This window comes from Erythrobacter fulvus, from assembly GCF_028595285.1.
GTDB lineage: Bacteria > Pseudomonadota > Alphaproteobacteria > Sphingomonadales > Sphingomonadaceae > Erythrobacter > Erythrobacter fulvus.
In genome coordinates, this window is the sequence record NZ_JAQQXQ010000001.1 from 361625 (window position 1) to 379383 (window position 17759).

Here is a 17759-nt window from a genome sequence, read left to right on the forward strand (position 1 = left end):
TTGGTGACCCCGGCGCGATTCGAACGCGCGGCCCTCAGATTAGGAATCTGATGCTCTATCCTGCTGAGCTACGGGGTCCCGCGACGTGTCTTAGCAGCGGAACGTCACCAATCAATTGAGTTTGTCGGGCGGTGCGACCGGGAAAGGCAGCGGTGCGACCGGCACGCCTTCCTCGATCAGCGCCTTGGCCTCGGCAAGGCTCGCCTGCCCGTGGATCGGCGCCTCGTCACGCTCGCCATAATGCATTGCGCGCGATTCCTCGGCGAATTTATCGCCCACCCAGGTGCTTTTCTTCAGCGCCTCGGCCTGTGCCTTGGCCAGCGTGGCGAGCGCTTTCTGAACCTCGGGCGGCATCGGCGTATTGGCCATGGGCTGCGATGCTTCGGGTGCGGTAGGAACGGGCTCGGAACGGCTGTTGCCCTTCGCCGGCACAGCCGGCGCCATCGGCGCCTTGGCAATATCGCCAGAGCCGCAATGCGGACAGGCCAGCAGCCCGCGCGCGCGCTGATCCTCATAATCGGCGGACGAGCCGAACCAGCCCTCGAACCGGTGCCCTTCGGCGCATGAAAGGTCAAAGACGATCATTGCGCGGCCTAATTGGGAATTTCGCGGGCATTGGCAAGACTGGGCACCTGCGCTCGCACTTCGGCAATACGGTCAAGATCGATATCGCAGAACGCGAGGCCGGGTTCCTCTCCTCCCATGTCGAGCAGCACTTCGCCCCACGGATCGACCACGAGGCTATGGCCATAGGTCTCGCGCCCGTCTTCATGCTTGCCGACCTGCGCCGCGGCGATCACGAAAGCGCTCGCTTCGATCGCGCGGGCGCGCAGCATGACATGCCAGTGCGCTGCTCCGGTCGGGCGGGTAAAGGCGGCAGGAACGGCAATCGCATCGCAGCGGCGTTTGCCCAGCGCGCCGAACAGCGCGGGGAAGCGCAGGTCGTAACAGACCGTCAGCCCCAGCCTCCCCACCGGCGTGTCATCCACCGTCACCACCTCCCGGCCCGGTTCATAGGCATTGCTTTCGCGCCAGCTCTCCCCGTTCGCCAGATCGACGTCGAACATATGGATCTTGTCGTATGTCACCGGGCCTTCGCCGCTCGGCGCAAAGACCATCGAGCGGTTGGCATTGCGCCCGCCCGCAACCGCTACGGCCATCGAGCCGAGGGCGATCGTCAATTCGTTCTCTTCGGCCAGATTTGCCAGCATCGGCACGAAAGGTGATTGCATCTGCGGAACAATGTGCTGTGCGGCCCTTGCGCGATTGCGGTCGAGCAGCATCGACATTTCGGGGGTGAAGAGCATCTGTGCCCCGCCCTCGCGCGCGGCATTCGCCGCATCGCGGATCGTGTCGAAATTGCGCGCGGGATCAATGCCCGAGCACATTTGGAGAACCGCAATCTTCGGCATCAGCCCGCAAGCAGCGCGTCGAGCTTGCCCTCGCGTTCGAGCGCGGCGAGATCATCAGAGCCGCCCACGTGCACATCGCCGATGAAGATCTGCGGCACCGTGCGCGCATTGGGGGCACGCTCCATCATCTCGTCCCGCTTCGGCCCGCCCATCGTGATGTCGTGTTCGGTATAGGCTGCACCCTTGCGATCCAGCAGGTGCTTGGCGCGCACGCAAAACGGGCAGGCGAACTTGGTATAGATGTCGATCCGGGGGGCGGCCATGAGGATCCTCTTGAAAGCGTCGAAACAGCAAACCAGATAGGTGCTGTCGCCCCTTTCCGCCAGTCCCGGGGAAAGTCATGCGGCAGCGGGTGCTGCATCCGGCAGGCCCGCGTCAGAACCAAATTGCTCGAACAAGAGGATTTGCACGCTATGTCTCGTTTCGATTTCACCCCCTATCGCCGTAGCACCGTGGGCTTTGATCGCCTGTTCGACCTGCTCGAAAACCAGGCGCGCCTTAACGCCGGCGACAATTACCCTCCTTTCAACATCTCGCGCCGCGGTGAAGACAATTACCGCATCACCCTCGCGGTGGCCGGCTTCCGCCCGCAGGATATCGACATCACCGCCCAGCAGAACCTGCTCGTGGTGCAGGGCCGCAAGCGCGACGAAGCCGCGGACGGTTCCGAACTGATCCATGTCGGAATTGCCAATCGCGGGTTCGAACGGCGCTTCGAACTGGCCGATTTCGTGCGCGTCGAAAGCGCCGATCTGGCAGACGGCCTGCTGACGATCGATCTGGTGCGCGAAGTGCCCGAGGCGATGAAGCCGAAGAAAATCGCCATCAACGGCGCAGCCCGACTGACCGCGGTGCCGGTCGAAGGCGAGGACGGTGAGGCCAGCGCGGCCTGATCGTTTGCCGGATGATCATGTGAAGAAACCAAAGGGGGCGGATCTTACGATCCGCCCCCGCGGCTTTCGCCGCCCTGCCTGATCCTGTCCGTCCGGGTCGCAGAAGACGGACAAAATCGCGCAAGCTCGAAACCAGCGAGAGACTTCAAAAATCGTCAGGGCGGCTTTGATAGCGTTCTCTCGATACGCCGATCATTAGCCAGAGCGACCCTACGTAAGTCCTCTCGTCGGCCTCGCGTCTAATGCGGAAACGCAATTCCACGCAAGCAATAAGTTACAGAGTTGTAAGGATACGACACGCTCGACACAAAGCCTGTAACAAAACGGGGCGAAGGGGCAACTGAGCGCAGCTAATTCGCTGCCGAATGTCTTTCCGCCGCCTGTCGCTATACGAGTCGCGATTGCTCCAGTGCAGCGCCGATGAAGCCGGCAAACAGCGGATGCGGATCGAACGGCCGCGATTTCAGCTCGGGGTGGAACTGCACCCCCACGAACCACGGGTGATCGGGACGCTCGACGATTTCCGGAAGCAAGCCGTCAGGCGACATCCCCGCAAACACCAGACCATCCTTTTCCAACGGCGCGATAAAGGCACTGTTGACCTCGTAGCGATGCCGGTGACGTTCGGAAATCAGCTCCGCCCCGCCATAGATCCGCGAAGTGTGGCTGTTGGGGCTGAGCTTTGCCGGGTAGGCGCCCAGACGCATCGTGCCGCCAAGGTCCCCGCCCGCTTCGCGCTGCTGGATACCTTCCTTGCTCATCCATTCGGTGATGATCCCCACCACCGGCGTGTCGGTCGGCCCGAATTCGGTTGAAGAGGCGTTGGGGAACCCGGCTGTGCGCGCGCCTTCGATGCAGGCCATCTGCATGCCCAGACAGATGCCGAAAAACGGCACATTGCGTTCACGCGCGAACCGCACCGCCGCGATCTTGCCCTCGCTGCCACGCTCGCCAAAGCCGCCCGGCACGAGGATGCCGTGCATCGGCTCCAGCGCGGAAACGATTTCCGATTCGTTGTCGCCTTCGAAAATCTCGGCGTCGATCCAACGGATATTCACCTTCACCCGGTTGGCGAGCCCGCCATGCACCAGCGCCTCGTTGAGGCTCTTGTAGGCATCGGGCAGGCCGACATATTTCCCCACCACCGCGATGGTGACTTCGCCTTCGGGGTTGAAATAGCGGTCGGTCACATCCTTCCACGCCGAAAGGTCGGGCGCGGGCGCATCGGTGATGCCGAACCCGCGCAACACTTCTGCATCCAGCCCTTCGGCATGATATTGCAGCGGCACCGAATAGATCGAGGGCGCGTCGAGAGCCGGGATCACCGCTTCTTTGCGCACGTTGCAGAAGTTGGCGATTTTCTGGCGCTCCCCGTCGGGAATCGGGTGTTCGGCGCGGCACAGCAGCACGTCGGGCTTGATCCCGAGGCTGGCCAGTTCGCGCACCGAATGCTGGGTCGGCTTGGTCTTCAGCTCGCCCGCAGCCTTGATGTAGGGCACCAGCGTGACGTGGACGCTGAGCGTCTGGAGCGGCTCTAGCTCGTTCCTTAGCTGGCGGATCGCCTCCATGAAGGGCAGCGATTCGATGTCGCCCACCGTCCCGCCGATTTCACACAGGATGAAATCGTGATCGCCCTGATCGGCCAGCGCGAAAGCCTTGATCGCATCGGTGACATGCGGAATCACCTGCACCGTCGCGCCGAGATAGTCGCCGCGGCGTTCCTTGGCGATGATGTCGCGATAGACGCGGCCTGACGTGATGTTGTCGCTCTGCCGCGCGGAAACGCCGGTAAAGCGTTCATAATGCCCCAGATCGAGATCGGTCTCGGCCCCGTCGTCGGTCACGAACACCTCGCCGTGCTGATAAGGGCTCATCGTGCCCGGATCGACGTTGAGATAGGGATCGAACTTGCGAATGCGGACCTTGTAGCCACGCGCCTGCAAGAGCGCTGCCAGAGAGGCAGCCATGAGACCTTTGCCGAGCGAGGAGACCACGCCGCCGGTGATAAAAATGAACCGCGCCATGGGAGTCGGGCCTTAAGCAGCGAGAGGGATTCGGGGCAAGCGAATTGCGTCGGAGCGCGCCGCTCCATCCACAGCAATCGCAGTCGGTAAGAAAACGCGGGGCCAGTGCGCCGCGTTTGACGGCGGCCTTATTCGGCCAGCGGATCCTCGGCCGGAGCAGGCTGCGCCGGTGCGTCACCTGCGGGTGCCACCGGATCCGCTAGCGGATCGGGCGCAGCCGCCGGGGCCGCCGTGCTGCGTTCCAGCGTGGTGGACACTGTCCCGACGCCGCTTTCGCGCACGGCCAGCGCAGCCAGCACGATTGCAAGGATTACGAAGGTCACCGCCAGCCACTTGGTCGCCCGGGTCATGAAGTCCGCCGCGCCGCGGGCGCCGAACGCACCCGAGGGACTGCCGCCGATGCCCAAGCCTCCGCCTTCGGAACGCTGCATCAGCACCACGCCGACCAGCGCTGCGGCCACCAGGGCCTGAATCACGGTAAGGAAGATGAACAGGGACATGGACAATTCTCTTGCACGGGGCGCACGGCCCCCGGGTGAAGCTGTTGCGCGCCATGTAGGCTGCCCGCGCGCGCTCGGCAAGGGCGGCGCGCGGGCTGGCTGCGCGGATCAGAGGTCGGAAGGCTCTCCGGCGGCAAGGGCAATGCCCATGAAGCTGTCGGCCGTCAGGCTGGCCCCGCCAACCAGCGCCCCGCCCACTTCGGGCACGGCGAAGATTTCCGCTGCGTTTTCGGGCTTGACCGAACCGCCGTAGAGAATGCGCACACCCGTGCCCTGCTCTTCGCCGTAAAGCTCGACGAGCAGCTTGCGGATGGCGGCATGCATTTCGGCGATATCGTCGGTGGTTGCGGCAGTGCCGGTCCCGATCGCCCAGATCGGTTCATAGGCAACCGTGACTCGCTCCGCGATGTCTGCCGGCATTTCCTCGGCGGGCGGGAGCGATGCCTTGAGCTGCTTTTTCACGAAGCTGAGTGCGTGTCCTGATTCGCGGGTTGCGGCCGCCTCCCCGCAGCACATGATGATCCTGAGGCCCGCGGCCAGCGCAGCCTGCGCCTTGGCGCGAACCATTGCGTCGGTCTCGCCGTGGCCCTGGCGCCGCTCGGAATGGCCGAGGATGACGAACTTGGCACCGGCATCGGCGACCATCGCGGCGGAAATGTCGCCGGTGAAGGCGCCGCCGTCGGCATGGTGGCAATCCTGCGCGCCGACGGAGATCTGTTCAGCTTCGCGGTGGATGGGGTGGATCAGCGTGAAGGGCGGCGCGAGCGCGACCTCGACCTTCATGTGGCGCTGGGCAGCACGGTCGATCGCGCGCGCTTCGGACAGCATCGCGCGGGTGCCGTGCATCTTCCAGTTTCCGACGATGTAGGGTCGGCGAGTCATGGGTTTGTCCTGCACCTGAGAAATATGAGAGGGTTAGAAGTACGGAGCGGTGATTCTGTGTTTGCCTTAGAGCCCCGGGGCCGCGTCCGCTAGCCGAGGAAGGCCATGTAGTCAAAACCCGCGCAGACCTGTTGCCGCGCGGTCGCATGGCCTATAAAGCGCCCAACGCGCCGCCTCCGGCCTGCGGCGCGGCGGGGAGGCTTGTCGTCCCCGCCGGCAGCCAGTTTTCCGCTCGGGGTCACAACCGCAATGCTCACCTTCTTCCGTCGCTTTTTCCAGTCCAAGATCGGTTTGCCAATTTTCCTCGGCTTTCTGGTGCTGATGGCGCTGGCCTTTGCCGCGGCCGACATTACCGGATCGACCTTCGGCGGCGTGTCGGGCGGTGACCGTGTGGCGGTGGTGGACGGCGAGCCTATCGGCACCTCGGAACTGGTGACAGCGGCCAACACCGCGCTCGATCAGGTGCGCCAGCAGAACCCGACGCTGACCATGCCCGAATTCATCGAGGCCGGCGCGCTTGACGAAGTGCTGCGCCAGCTGATCGATCGTTATGCGGTCGGCCATTATGCCGAGAAGTACGGCCTGCGGGCGGGTGAGAACCTCGTCAACAGCGAGATCCTGCAGATCCAGGCATTCCGTTCGCTGAGCGGCGAGTTCGACCAGCAGATCTATCTCGCCGCGCTGCGCCAGCGGGGCCTGACCGACGCGGTGTTCCGCCGCGACCTTGTCAACGGCCTGCTTGAAGACCAACTGCTGCGCCCGGCGCTGCTATCGCCTCAGATGCCGGAAAAGATCGCGCGCCAATATGCCTCGCTGGTGCTGGAACGGCGGCGCGGGCAGATCGCGTTGATCCCGAGCAGCGTGTTCGCGCCCGAAAGCGGGCCGACGGACGCGCAGCTCACCGAATGGTACGGCACCAACCGGACGCTGTTCGTGCAGCCCGAGCGGCGCACCTTGCGCTTCGCAGTGTTCGGCGACGACACGCTGGAAGTGTCCGCCACGCCGACCGAGGCTGAAATCGCCGCCCGTTACAAGCGCGATGCAGACCAGTACAAGGCGACCGAACGGCGCGCGGTAACCGCCTTCGTCGTACCGACCGCAGACGCGGCCAAGGCGCTCGCGGCCCGCATCCGCGGCGGCGTGTCACTCGAAGCGGCGGCACGCGAAGCCGGCTTCAGCGCCTCGCAGACCGAACTGCGCGACCGCGAGGCGACGGCCAATGCCACCAGCTTCGCCTTCGCCGAAAACGCCTTCAAGGCGGCCGAAGGCAGCGTGGTCGAACCGGCACAGGGCACGCTTGGCTGGTATGTCGCGCGGGTCGACAAGATCGAACGCACTCCCGCGCGCAGCCTCGATCAGGTGAGGAGCGAAATTGCCGAACAGCTTGCCGTCGAAAAACGCAGCGCCGCGATTGCCGACCTTACTGCCGAAATCGAAGGCGAAATCGACAGCGGCACCGCGCTGAGCGAGGTGGCCAAGGCCTATAATCTCAAGGTCGAAACGACGCCGCCGCTGCTGGCCGATGGTTCTGCCTTCCAGCGCCCCGACGTGCAGATCGTGCCGCAGCTGCGCACACTGCTGGCTACCGCGTTCCAGATGGAGGAAAGCGAGCCGCAACTGGCCCCGGTGCCCGGCAACCAATACGTGATCTTTGAAGTCGCCCGGGTGGAAGAAGCCGCCGCGCCGCCGCTGGCGCAGGTGAAGGAACAGGCCGAAGCCGCCTGGCGCCGGGCGCAGGGCGCCAAGCTCGCGCGAGAAACCGCCGATCGCGTGATGAAGCAGGTGCGCGGCAAAACCGATCTTGCCACCGCGCTCGCCGCCTTGAACAAGCCCGGTTTCGAGCGCGAGGTCATCGATCTCGAACGGCGCGAACTGCTGGCGCGCAGCCAGGGCAATGTCCCGCCGCCGCTGGTGCTGCTGTTCAGCATGGCCGAAGGCTCGGTCAAGCTGCTGGAAGCTCCGCGCAACATCGGCTGGTATGTCATCAGCCTCGATGAAATCAGCACCAGCCCCGTCGACGAGGAGCCCGGTCTGCTCGAACAGACCCGTCGCCAGCTCGCCCCGACCCTGACCGAGGAATATCGCCGTCAGGCTGCCGCCGCGATGCGCAAGGAACTCGGCTCGACCCGCAACGATGCGGCGATCGAGGCGGTGCGCAAGCAGCTCGCAGGCGAGCAGTGAGCGCGGGTGTAGGCCTTTCGTGAGCACCGCCACTGATCCGACCCTGCCCGAAAATGCCGTAGCCGCCACCGCCGCGCTGGCGGCCGGGCGTCCGGCGCTGGTATGGCGGCGCATTATCGCCGACAGCGACACGCCGGTGGGCGCGGCGCGGCGGCTGATCGTGCCGGGACGCGGCGACTTCCTGCTCGAATCGGTCGAAGGCGGTGAGGTGCGCGGGCGATACAGCCTGCTCGGCCTCGATCCCGATCTGGTGTTTCGCGCCCACGGAACGCGGGCGGAAATCAACCGCGACTGGCGCCGTAACCGCGAGGCCTTTTCGCCCTGCGATGGCGATGCGCTGTCCGAACTGCGTGCGCTGTCCGCCGCCTGCCGGATCGATCCGATGCCTGAAGGCCTGCCGCCCGCACTCGCCTGCCTCGTCGGCTATCTGGGCTATGAAACCATCGGTCTGGTCGAAAAGCTGCCCCGCGCACAGGACAGCGCGCTGGCCCTGCCCGATCTGCTGTTCGTGCGTCCCGGCGTCATTCTGGTGTTCGACAGCCTAACCGACGCGCTCTACGCGGTCGCGCCGATCTGGCAGGCCGATAATCCCGCCGCTGCGGTGGCGCGTGCGGGCGAGCGGATCGACGCGGTGCTAAGCCAGCTGGGCGAGGCCGCGCCGAAGGAAGTCCATCCCGCGTTGCCCGACACCCTGCCAGACCTTGCGCCCGTAATCGCGCCCGATGATTACAAGGCGATGGCCCTGCGCGCGAAGGATTACATTCTTGCTGGCGACATATTCCAGGTGGTGCTGGCCCAGCGGTTCACCTGCCCCTTCCCGCTGCCGCCGCTGGCACTTTACCGCGCGCTGCGGCGGGTGAACCCTTCGCCCTTCCTCTATTTCCTTGATCTGCCGGGCTTCGCGCTGGTGGGCTCCAGCCCTGAAATCCTTGTCCGGGTGCGTGACGAGGAGGTGACCATCCGTCCGATCGCCGGAACGCGGCCACGCGGAAAAACGCGCGAGGAAGATGACGCCAACGAGGCGAGCCTGCTGGCCGATCCCAAGGAACGGGCCGAACATCTCATGCTGCTCGATCTGGGCCGCAACGATGTGGGCCGGGTCGCGGCGGCGGGGACGGTGGAGGTCACCGACAGCTTCACCATCGAACGCTACAGCCACGTGATGCACATCGTCAGCAATGTCGTCGGCAATCTCGATCCGTCGAAGGATGCTCTGGACGCGCTGTTTGCAGGCTTCCCGGCAGGCACTGTTTCGGGCGCGCCCAAGATCCGCGCCTGCGAGATCATCGCCGAACTCGAACCCGAAACCCGCGGTGCCTATGCCGGCGGGGTGGGCTATTTCGCGCCCGACGGCAGCCTTGATTCCTGCATCGTTTTGCGCACCGCAGTGGTGAAGGACGGGGTAATGCACGTGCAGGCAGGTGCCGGCATCGTCGCTGACAGCGATCCCGATTACGAACTGGCCGAATGCCGTGCCAAGGCCGGCGCGCTGATCGCCGCTGCGCGCGAAGCGGTGCGGGTGGCGGGCGAGCCGGGGTATGGGCAGTGAAGCGTGCCGGCACCCTGCTGGCGGGCCTCGCGCTCGCACTCGCGGCCTGTTCGGAACAGCCTGCGGGCGAGCCGGTGGTGCGCGCGCGGCTTGACGGGTCGGCACCCGCTGCGCTCGCCAGCCCCGAAGCGGTGCCGAGCGCGCCTGCTGCCGAATCCGCCTGTCGCAAGGTCGTGTTCGAAGATGTGCCGCTGACCGATTGCATCGCCGATCCGGCCAAACACCGCATCGCCATGGCCAACGCTCCTGCGGGCGGCCAGCCCTACGGTTCGATTGCCGCCTTTGCCGAAACGGCCGATGCCGCCACCATCGCCTTTGCCGTCAACGGCGGGATGTATGGCGATGATCTCAAGGCGATCGGCTATTACGTTGAGGATGGTGAGCGCCTTTCGGAGCTCGACCGCGGCGACGGCAGCGGCAATTTCTACATGAAGCCCAACGGGGTATTCTTCGGCACCGGCGGGCAGTGGCGCGTGCTGGCGAGCGACGCTTTCTTCGCCACGGTCGGCGAGCGTCCCGCTTTCGGCACCCAGTCCGGCCCGATGCTGGTGGTGGACGGCAAGCTGCATCCCGACATTCAGGACAACGGCCCATCGCGCGCAATCCGCAACGGCGTCGGTGTCGACGCCAGCGGCAAGGCCCATTTCGTGATTGCCGATGCGCCGGTCAGCTTCGGCCAGCTGGCGCGCTATTTCCGCGACGAGTTGAAAGTAGCCAACGCGCTCTATCTCGACGGGCAGGTATCGAGCCTGTGGGACCCGGCCAGCGGGCGGCTGGACAAGGGCCGGGTTGGCCCGATCATCGTGGTGACGAAAGGCGAAGGGACAGGCCAATGATCCCAGAGAAAACCATAGTCGTCATCGACAATTACGACAGCTTCACCTTCAACCTCGTCCATTACCTGATGGAACTGGGGGCCGAGGTGCGGGTGGAACGCAATGATGCGCTGACCGCCACCGAGGCGATTGCTACCCGCGCGGCGGGCTTCCTGATCTCGCCCGGCCCGTGCACGCCGAACGAAGCGGGCATCAGCCTTGATCTGGTCGCGGCCTGCGCCGATGCGGGCAAACCGTTGATGGGCGTGTGTCTCGGGCATCAGGCGATCGGGCAGCATTTTGGCGGCACCGTCCAGCGCGGCGGGTTGATGCACGGCAAGACGTCTCCGGTGACGCATGACGGAACGGGACTGTTTGCAGGCCTGCCATCGCCCTTCACCGCGACGCGTTATCACAGTCTGGAAGTCGTGAACGTGCCGGACGCGCTGGTCGCGAACGCCCATGCCGAAACACCAGGCACGGACCATCCTTCGGTCATGGGGTTCCGTCATGCAGAGCTGCCGATCCATTCGGTGCAGTTCCATCCCGAAAGCATCGCTACCGAGCATGGCCACGCGCTGCTCGCCAATTTCCTGCGCGTATGCGGGCTTGAACCGGTGCTGCCCGAAAGTCTGCACGCATGAGCGCCCTGCCCGATATCGCCGCGCCCCTGACCGAGGCCGAGGCAGAAGCGGCGTTCGGAGCCTTGCTGGACGGCGCGCCTTCGGAAGCGGAGATCGCCGATTTCCTCGTCGCGCTTTCCGCGCGCGGCGAAACGGCGGACGAGATCGCGGGCGCGGCACGGGCGTTGCGCGCACGGCTGATCCCGATTGCCGCGCCCGAAAATGCCATCGACGTGTGCGGCACCGGGGGTGACGGGCACCACACGCTCAATGTTTCGACTGCGGTCAGTCTCGTGGTCGCTTCCTGCGGTGTGCCGGTGGCCAAGCACGGCAACCGCGCGGCCAGTTCCAAGGCGGGCGCGGCGGATACGCTGGAGGCGCTGGGCCTCGATATGGACGCCGCCGGGCGCACGGCGGAAAAGACGCTGGCGGAAATCGGCATCTGCTTTCTTTTCGCCAAGAACCACCATCCCGCGATGGCGCGCATCCAGCCCATCCGCGTGGCGATCGGCCAGCGCACGATCTTCAACCTGATGGGTCCGCTGTCGAACCCGGCCGGGGTGAAAAGCCAGCTGATCGGCATCGCCCGGCCCGCCTATGTCCCGATCTATGCAGGCGCGATGGCGCGGCTCGGCACGGGACAATCGCTGATTGTTTCAGGCGATGAAGGCCTCGACGAACTCAGTCTTGCTGGCGGGAATGAGGTTGCCGTCGTCACCGGCAACGCCTTCCGCATGGACCGGGTGGACGCGGGCGCGGCGGGTCTGCCCCACGCCCCGATCGAGGCGATCCGCGGCGACGATGCAAAGCACAATGCCGCTGCTCTGAAAGCGCTGTTGATGGGCGCACCCGGCCCCTATCGCGATGCCGTGCTGTTCAATGCAGCGGGCGCACTGCTGGTCGCCGGACGCGGAGCCGACTGGCGCGAGCGCGCGGCGATGGCGGCAGAGGCGCTGGATTCGGGCGCGGCGCTGCGGCTGCTCGAACAATGGATCGACATGGCGAAGTGAGACGATGAACAAGCTTGAGGAAATCTGCGCCGCCAAACGCACCATCGTCGCCGCGCGCAAGCAGGCGGTGAGCGAGGCCGATCTTACCGCCGCCGCCCGCACGCGGACCGCACCGCGCGGGTTCGAGGCAGCGCTGCGCACCCGCGCCGCCAGCGGATACGCCCTGATTGCCGAGATCAAGAAAGCCAGCCCATCCAAGGGATTGATCCGCGCCGATTTCCGCCCCGCCGAACACGCCGCCGCCTACGAAACCGGGGGCGCAGCCTGCCTTTCGGTGCTTACCGATGCGCCCTATTTTCAGGGGCACGAGGATTACCTTGTCGAAGCCCGCGCCGCCTGCGCGCTGCCGGTGCTGCGCAAGGATTTCATGGTCGATCCGTGGCAATGCCTCGAAGCCCGCGCGATCGGCGCCGACGCGATCCTGATCATCGTCGCCGCGCTGGAAGACAGCGCCATGGCCGAAATCGAAGCCGCCGCGCGCGAACATGGCATGGACGTGCTGGTCGAAGTGCATAACGAGGCCGAGCTCGAACGCGCCGCCCGCGTGCTCCAGTCGCGACTAATCGGGGTCAACAACCGCGACCTGAAAACCTTCACCACCTCGCTCAGCACGACCGAACGGCTCGCACCGCTGATGCCGGAAGGCACGCTGATCGTGGGCGAAAGCGGGATCAACAGCCACGCCGATTGCCGGCGGCTCGAAGCTGCGGGCGTGCGCACTTTCCTTGTCGGGGAAAGCCTGATGCGGGCTGACGATATTGCGAGTGCCACCGCCAGGCTGCTCGGGACAGAACAGGACGCATGAGCAAACTCACCCACCTCGACGAATCCGGCGCGGCGCGCATGGTCGATGTCGGCGGTAAGCCGGCCACGCAGCGGCGCGCGGTCGCCAGTGGACGGATCACCATGTCGGCAGAGGCCCTCGCCGCGATCCGCGAAGGTAACGCGCCCAAAGGTGACGTGCTGGGCACCGCGCGCATTGCCGGGATCATGGCCGCCAAGCGCACCGGCGAGCTGATCCCGCTGTGCCACCCGCTGGGCCTTGAGGCGGTCAATATCGATTTCGCCTATGAAGAAGACGCGATCCGCGTCACCGCCACGGCATCACTGACGGGGCGAACCGGCGTAGAAATGGAAGCGATGACAGCAGCTTCGGTCGCGCTCCTCACAATCTATGATATGGCCAAGGCGATCGACAAGGGCATGATCATTTCCGATATCCGCCTGATCGCAAAGACCGGCGGCAAATCGGGCGACTGGAAGGCGGACGCTTGAGCGAACTGCTCGGCCTCGAAGAAGCGCAGTCACGGCTGCTGGCGCTGGCGCCGATCACCCGTTCGATCAATCAGGACATCAAACCCTCCGGCCTGACGCGCTATCTGGCCCGCGACATTACCGCGTCGCGCACCCAGCCCCCGGCTGATCTTTCCGCGATGGATGGCTATGCCGTTACCCCAGGTGCCGGGCCCTGGCGACTGGTTGGAGAAAGCCGCGCCGGAGCGCCCTTCGACGGGACGCTCGATCCGGGCCAGTGTGTCCGCATTTCAACCGGCGCGCATGTGCCGCAGGGCAGCGACAGGGTTCTCTTGCAGGAGGATGCGCTGGTTTCGGGCAGCGCCATCACCGCGACCGACCTGCCGCCGCCCGGAAAGCATATCCGCAAGGCCGGGTTCGATTTCCACGCGGGCGACAGGGTGCTGGCAAAGGGAACCGCACTATCGCCTGCCACACTCGCGCTCGCCGCATCTGCCGGGCATGGCGCACTGCCCTGTTTCGACGCGCCTTCGGTCGCCGTGCTCGACAGTGGTGACGAGTTGGTGCCAGCGGGCGAGCCCTGCGGCCCGCACCAGATCCCGGCCAGCAACGGGGTGATGCTGGGCGCGATGCTCTATCCCTATGTCGGACGGGTCACCGCGCTTGGCCCCGTGCCGGATGATCGCGATGCGCTCGCCGCAGCGCTCAAGCGGGCAGAGGACAGCCAGATCCTCATAACCTCGGGCGGGGCCTCGGTCGGCGATCACGATCTGATCCAGCAAGCGCTGAAGGATTGGGGTGCCGATATCGCCTTCTGGAAGGTCGCGATCAAACCGGGCAAGCCGCTGATGGTGGCGACCCGCGAGGCGGCATGGGGCCGACAGGTTATCCTCGGCCTGCCGGGCAATCCGGTGTCGAGCTTTGTCACCGCGTTCCTTTTTGCCCTGCCGCTGGTGCGCGCGAGCATGGGTGATGCCTCTCCCCTGCCCCGCAGCCAGATGATGACGGCGGGAGAGGCCCTGCCCGCCGTGGGCCGGCGCCGCGAATTCCTGCGCGCCATATCCGACGGGCAGAGCGTGCGGCTTGCCGGATCACAGGATTCCTCGGCGCTTACGGCGCTGGCCGGTGCCGATTGCCTGATTGACCGGCCCGCCAACGCCCCGGCGGTCGCGCAGGGGGAAGCGGTCAGGGTGTTTCCGCTCCGGAATGGCTGAATTGCGCGACTTTGCGGTGGTGCGCGCTTGACTCGAGTCTGATGGTTGCCTAATTGTTCCTTATTCGTTCACCTTAATGGCGGGCGAAACGTGCAGGCAACGCACCCAGCGCCCGACCGGGCCGGTGCCTCTTGGCGCACACAAGGGGATTGGCACGCTTCGCCCCACCATATGCGGCGCGGGTGCGACCACAGGAGATTTGATCAATGCTGACAGCCAAGCAGCACGAGTTGATCCGCTTCATCCAGCAGCGGCTGGAGGAAACCGGCATCTCGCCCAGTTTCGAGGAAATGAAGGAGGCGCTCGATCTCAAGAGCAAGTCGGGCGTGCACCGCCTGATCTCCGCACTCGAGGAACGCGGCTTCCTGCGCCGTCTGCCCAACCGCGCGCGGGCGCTCGAAGTTGTGCGCCAGCCCGAGGATGTGACGCCTTCGCGGGCATCGGGCAATGTGGTGCCGATGCCTGCACCGCGCACCGCGCCTCCGGAACCGGCCAATGACGTGATCGAACTGCCGCTCCACGGCCGCATCGCCGCGGGCGCGCCGATCGAGGCGCTCGAGGGGCAAAGCACGCTTCCGGTTCCGGCCGCGCTGCTCGGCCCGGGCGAACATTACGCGCTCGAGGTGTCGGGGGACTCGATGATCGAGGCCGGCATCTTCGACGGCGATTTCGCGCTGGTGCGCCGTACCGATACCGCCCGCGACGGCGAGATCGTGGTGGCGTTGGTGCGTGGTGAGGAAGCGACGCTGAAATACCTGCGCAAGGAAAGCGGGATGGTGCGGCTCGATCCGGCCAATGGTGCCTACGAACCGCAGATCTACCGGCCCGACGAAGTGCAGGTGCAGGGCAAGCTCGCTGGTCTGCTGCGCCGCTATCACTGATCGGAAAAGCGCCGGAAACGGGGTTCTCACGCGGAACGGATAACCGAAAACCGCGTGAAACATTCGCTCCGGCGCTTTTCAATATATATTTCAGTGGCTTGTCTGGATTTTGTTTCACGGACATGCCCGCTTGAAGGGCGTTTGAGGGCCGTTTAAGCCCTGTTCTCGCCGGTTTTGGCCTGCTTTTGGCCGGTTTAGACCCGGTTTTCGGGTCATTTACCGGCCTTTTGCCCCCTTCCACCAGCCATGCTGCCCTTCACGCTCGCCAACACTCGTGATCGACTTACGTTCAAGATCGATCGCCAGCCCGCCGCTGGTCTCCAGCATCCGCCGGTCGGCCTTGAGCCACCGCGGGCGACATGATCGCGGCAGGAAGCGGTCGGCAATGACGATATCCGCGCCGGAACATGCGCTCGCCAATGCGCGCTCCTCGACCCGGTCCCTGCTGCGCGCCAGCAGGATGACCCAGTCGCGTTCGCCGCGCGAAAGATCCACCACGCAGAACGCGCTCGAACAGCGCGCTTCGGACCATTCGGCAAGCGGCACGAGATCGGCTTTTACGCCCGCCAGTTCGAGCAGATTGTCGCGCGAATAGCTCGACCGGCTGTCGCGCAGGGACAGCAGCCGGCGCTCTCCATTGGCTCCAGTAATCGTGATCCCCACCTGCCGGCCATCGCCCGAAACCAGTACATCGGGCACCGATGTCGAAAGCGCCAGAACACTCGCCAGCGCAACCGGCACAAACCCATAAAACCGCGCCCGGCCGCTCCACAGCGCCAACCACAACCCGCCGCCTGCAAACAGCGCGATGGCCGCCCCGCCCATCTGCGGCATCAGCTTGACCGCGCCCGGCTGGCTTGCCGTAAAATGCGCAATCCCCAGCAGCAGGTCGAGCGAATACTCCACCAACCACCAGAACGGCCGGCCCACGCCAACCAGATCAAACAGCAGCCCGAGCGCGATCAGCGGCATGGAGACGAAGGTCACCAGCGGAATCGCAACGACATTGGCCAGTGCGCCGTAAAGTCCCGCACGGTGGAAATGGAACAACACCACCGGCATCAACGCCAGCTCGATTACCATACCGGTGACGAACAGCATCACGACCCGCCTTCCGGTCCGCGCCCACCACGGCTCCTCGCGCGCCGCAAGAAAGGCACGCACCGGTGCGCTAGTCGATAATGCAATGATTGCCAGCACCGCGGCAAAGCTCATCTGGAAGCTGGGCCCGATCGCGCTTTCCGGCCACAGCAGCAACACGAAAACCGCCGCGACCGCGACCATCCTGAGCGACAGCGCATCGCGCCCGAGCGCAAGCGCGATCAGCACCAGCATGGCCGCAACGCAGCTGCGCACCGTCGGCACCTCCGCGCCCGTCAGCAGGGTATAGCCGATCCCCGCCAACGCCCCGCCCGCCGCCGCAGCCACAGGCAAGCGCACCCGCAGCGCCAGCGCGGGCCACAGCGCCAGCAACTTCAATACCGCGAAATAGGCCGCGGCGATCACCGCGCTGACGTGCAAGCCGCTGATCGAAAGCAGGTGGGTGAGGCCCGAATCGCGCATGGCCGCCTCGTCCGCTTCGGTGATCCCGCCCCGGTCGCCGCTGGCAAAGGCTGCGGCAATCGCGCCCGCAGATCCGTCCACCCGCGCCCGGACATGGGCCGAAAGCGTGCGCTGGAGCCGGGCAATGCTACCGCCGGGCGGAGCTGGTCGGACGATCTCGACCGGACCGATCGCGCTGCCGCTTGCCGCCAGCCCCTTGAACCATGCGGCACGGGCGAAATTATAGGCACCGGGCAGCATCGGACTTGCCGGCGGCATCAGACGCGCGCGCAACCGCACCACCGCGCCCTCCCCTAGCGCCGCGCCGCTGGCCGTGCCCTCCAGCAAGGCCAGCGGGACATTGATGCGAACCTTGCGAGCGGTGCCACTTTCCCGGTCCCGCACGGCCAGGATCAACCGGATGCGTCCGTAAGCGGGCTGATCTTCGCGTTCGAGCACATGGCCTTGCAATAATTCGACCTGCGGTGCGACGATCGGTTCGGCCCCGACGATTTCGGAACGCGCCCAGATCACGGCGATGCCGAGTGAGAACACCAGCCCGCCTGCGATCATTGCGCTGCGCAGGTGGTAACGCGCATCGCTGTCCGCGGGCCACATGAACGCCGCAACACCCGCAATCGCGCCGCTACCGGCCATCGCCGCGATCCAATAGGGTGCAGAGGTCAGCGCGAACCACGCGAGTATCCCGGCCAGGAACAGCACCGCCAGCCACGGCGCACGGTCGAACCCGGCGCCGGCCAGAAACCGCTCTGCGGCATCGCCGAACCGGCTGCCCCAACCCGCGCCGGTGCTGGACAATCGCCCGCCGCTTTGCCAAGGCCGCGCCGATACGACGGGTCCGGTAGGCGTGCTGCCGGGATCGTCTCCCATCGGAATGATCGGCACATCGCGCATCGGCTCGTCCCCCGACCGGCCAGCCTCATGCCAAGCCGCTCAAAGTGAACAGGAATTGACAGTC

Annotated in this window: 17 protein-coding genes and 1 tRNA gene; 10 read left to right on the forward strand and 8 right to left on the reverse strand. The window is 65.6% G+C overall.

Features of this window, described 5'->3' with window-relative positions; all coding sequences use genetic code 11:
* Position 1: 1 nt before the first annotated feature.
* The 4 genes from OIK40_RS01765 to grxC all read right to left on the reverse strand — a co-directional run bounded on the left by OIK40_RS01765 (position 2) and on the right by grxC (position 1675).
* Positions 2-78 (reverse strand) — tRNA-Arg (locus OIK40_RS01765).
* A gap of 33 nt (positions 79-111) precedes the next feature.
* Entirely contained in the window at positions 112-585 is a 474-nt protein-coding gene (locus OIK40_RS01770; RefSeq protein ID WP_273675678.1) for a DUF1178 family protein, read from the reverse strand.
* A gap of 8 nt (positions 586-593) precedes the next feature.
* Entirely contained in the window at positions 594-1412 is an 819-nt protein-coding gene (locus OIK40_RS01775) for a carbon-nitrogen hydrolase family protein (protein WP_273675679.1), read from the reverse strand.
* Complete coding sequence (gene grxC, locus OIK40_RS01780; protein ID WP_273675681.1) at positions 1412-1675, reverse strand: glutaredoxin 3; 264 nt, start codon at positions 1673-1675, stop codon at positions 1412-1414. The genes OIK40_RS01775 and grxC overlap by 1 nt, the downstream gene beginning before the upstream one ends.
* A gap of 150 nt (positions 1676-1825) precedes the next feature.
* On the opposite strand from grxC, the gene OIK40_RS01785 reads away from it, so the two are divergent.
* Complete coding sequence (locus tag OIK40_RS01785) at positions 1826-2305, forward strand: Hsp20 family protein (protein WP_273675682.1); 480 nt, start codon at positions 1826-1828, stop codon at positions 2303-2305.
* Between the two features lie 386 nt (positions 2306-2691).
* Here OIK40_RS01785 and pyrG read toward each other — a convergent pair whose 3' ends face one another.
* The 3 genes from pyrG to tpiA all read right to left on the reverse strand — a co-directional run bounded on the left by pyrG (position 2692) and on the right by tpiA (position 5711).
* A complete protein-coding gene (gene pyrG / locus OIK40_RS01790; protein ID WP_273675684.1) occupies positions 2692-4329 on the reverse strand; it encodes a CTP synthase in 1638 nt (545 codons plus the stop codon).
* A gap of 128 nt (positions 4330-4457) precedes the next feature.
* The gene (gene secG / locus OIK40_RS01795) at positions 4458-4829 is read right to left on the reverse strand and encodes a preprotein translocase subunit SecG (protein WP_273675686.1); all 372 of its coding nucleotides are present in this window, start codon (positions 4827-4829) and stop codon (positions 4458-4460) included.
* 108 nt (positions 4830-4937) lie between these two features.
* On the reverse strand, positions 4938-5711 hold the full coding sequence (gene tpiA, locus OIK40_RS01800) for a triose-phosphate isomerase (RefSeq protein WP_273675688.1): 774 nt from the start codon (positions 5709-5711) through the stop codon (positions 4938-4940).
* A gap of 249 nt (positions 5712-5960) precedes the next feature.
* On the opposite strand from tpiA, the gene OIK40_RS01805 reads away from it, so the two are divergent.
* From OIK40_RS01805 to lexA, 9 genes are all read left to right on the forward strand, one after another.
* Entirely contained in the window at positions 5961-7892 is a 1932-nt protein-coding gene (locus tag OIK40_RS01805; protein ID WP_273675689.1) for a peptidylprolyl isomerase, read from the forward strand.
* A 19-nt stretch (positions 7893-7911) separates the two neighbouring features.
* Positions 7912-9441, forward strand: a complete 1530-nt coding sequence (gene trpE / locus OIK40_RS01810; RefSeq protein WP_374211766.1) for an anthranilate synthase component I — start codon at positions 7912-7914, stop codon at positions 9439-9441.
* Positions 9438-10277: a phosphodiester glycosidase family protein gene (locus OIK40_RS01815; protein ID WP_273675691.1), complete on the forward strand. Its 840-nt coding sequence runs from the start codon at positions 9438-9440 to the stop codon at positions 10275-10277. The genes trpE and OIK40_RS01815 overlap by 4 nt, the downstream gene beginning before the upstream one ends.
* Positions 10274-10900: an anthranilate synthase component II gene (locus OIK40_RS01820; RefSeq protein WP_273675693.1), complete on the forward strand. Its 627-nt coding sequence runs from the start codon at positions 10274-10276 to the stop codon at positions 10898-10900. Before OIK40_RS01815 ends, OIK40_RS01820 begins: the two co-directional genes overlap by 4 nt.
* Positions 10897-11889 carry an anthranilate phosphoribosyltransferase gene (trpD, locus tag OIK40_RS01825; protein ID WP_273675695.1) on the forward strand — a complete coding sequence of 331 codons (993 nt, stop codon included), beginning with the start codon at positions 10897-10899 and terminating at the stop codon, positions 11887-11889. Before OIK40_RS01820 ends, trpD begins: the two co-directional genes overlap by 4 nt.
* 4 nt (positions 11890-11893) lie before the next feature.
* Positions 11894-12694, forward strand: a complete 801-nt coding sequence (gene trpC, locus OIK40_RS01830; RefSeq protein ID WP_273675697.1) for an indole-3-glycerol phosphate synthase TrpC — start codon at positions 11894-11896, stop codon at positions 12692-12694.
* The gene (moaC, locus tag OIK40_RS01835; protein WP_273675699.1) at positions 12691-13164 is read left to right on the forward strand and encodes a cyclic pyranopterin monophosphate synthase MoaC; all 474 of its coding nucleotides are present in this window, start codon (positions 12691-12693) and stop codon (positions 13162-13164) included. The genes trpC and moaC overlap by 4 nt, the downstream gene beginning before the upstream one ends.
* On the forward strand, positions 13161-14357 hold the full coding sequence (locus OIK40_RS01840) for a molybdopterin molybdotransferase MoeA (protein ID WP_273675701.1): 1197 nt from the start codon (positions 13161-13163) through the stop codon (positions 14355-14357). Before moaC ends, OIK40_RS01840 begins: the two co-directional genes overlap by 4 nt.
* Before the next feature lie 206 nt (positions 14358-14563).
* Positions 14564-15238 (forward strand): transcriptional repressor LexA, encoded by a 675-nt coding sequence (gene lexA / locus OIK40_RS01845; RefSeq protein WP_273675703.1) that lies wholly within the window; start codon positions 14564-14566, stop codon positions 15236-15238.
* A 216-nt stretch (positions 15239-15454) separates the two neighbouring features.
* Here lexA and OIK40_RS01850 read toward each other — a convergent pair whose 3' ends face one another.
* The gene (locus OIK40_RS01850) at positions 15455-17695 is read right to left on the reverse strand and encodes a ComEC/Rec2 family competence protein (protein WP_273675704.1); all 2241 of its coding nucleotides are present in this window, start codon (positions 17693-17695) and stop codon (positions 15455-15457) included.
* Positions 17696-17759 lie beyond the last annotated feature (64 nt).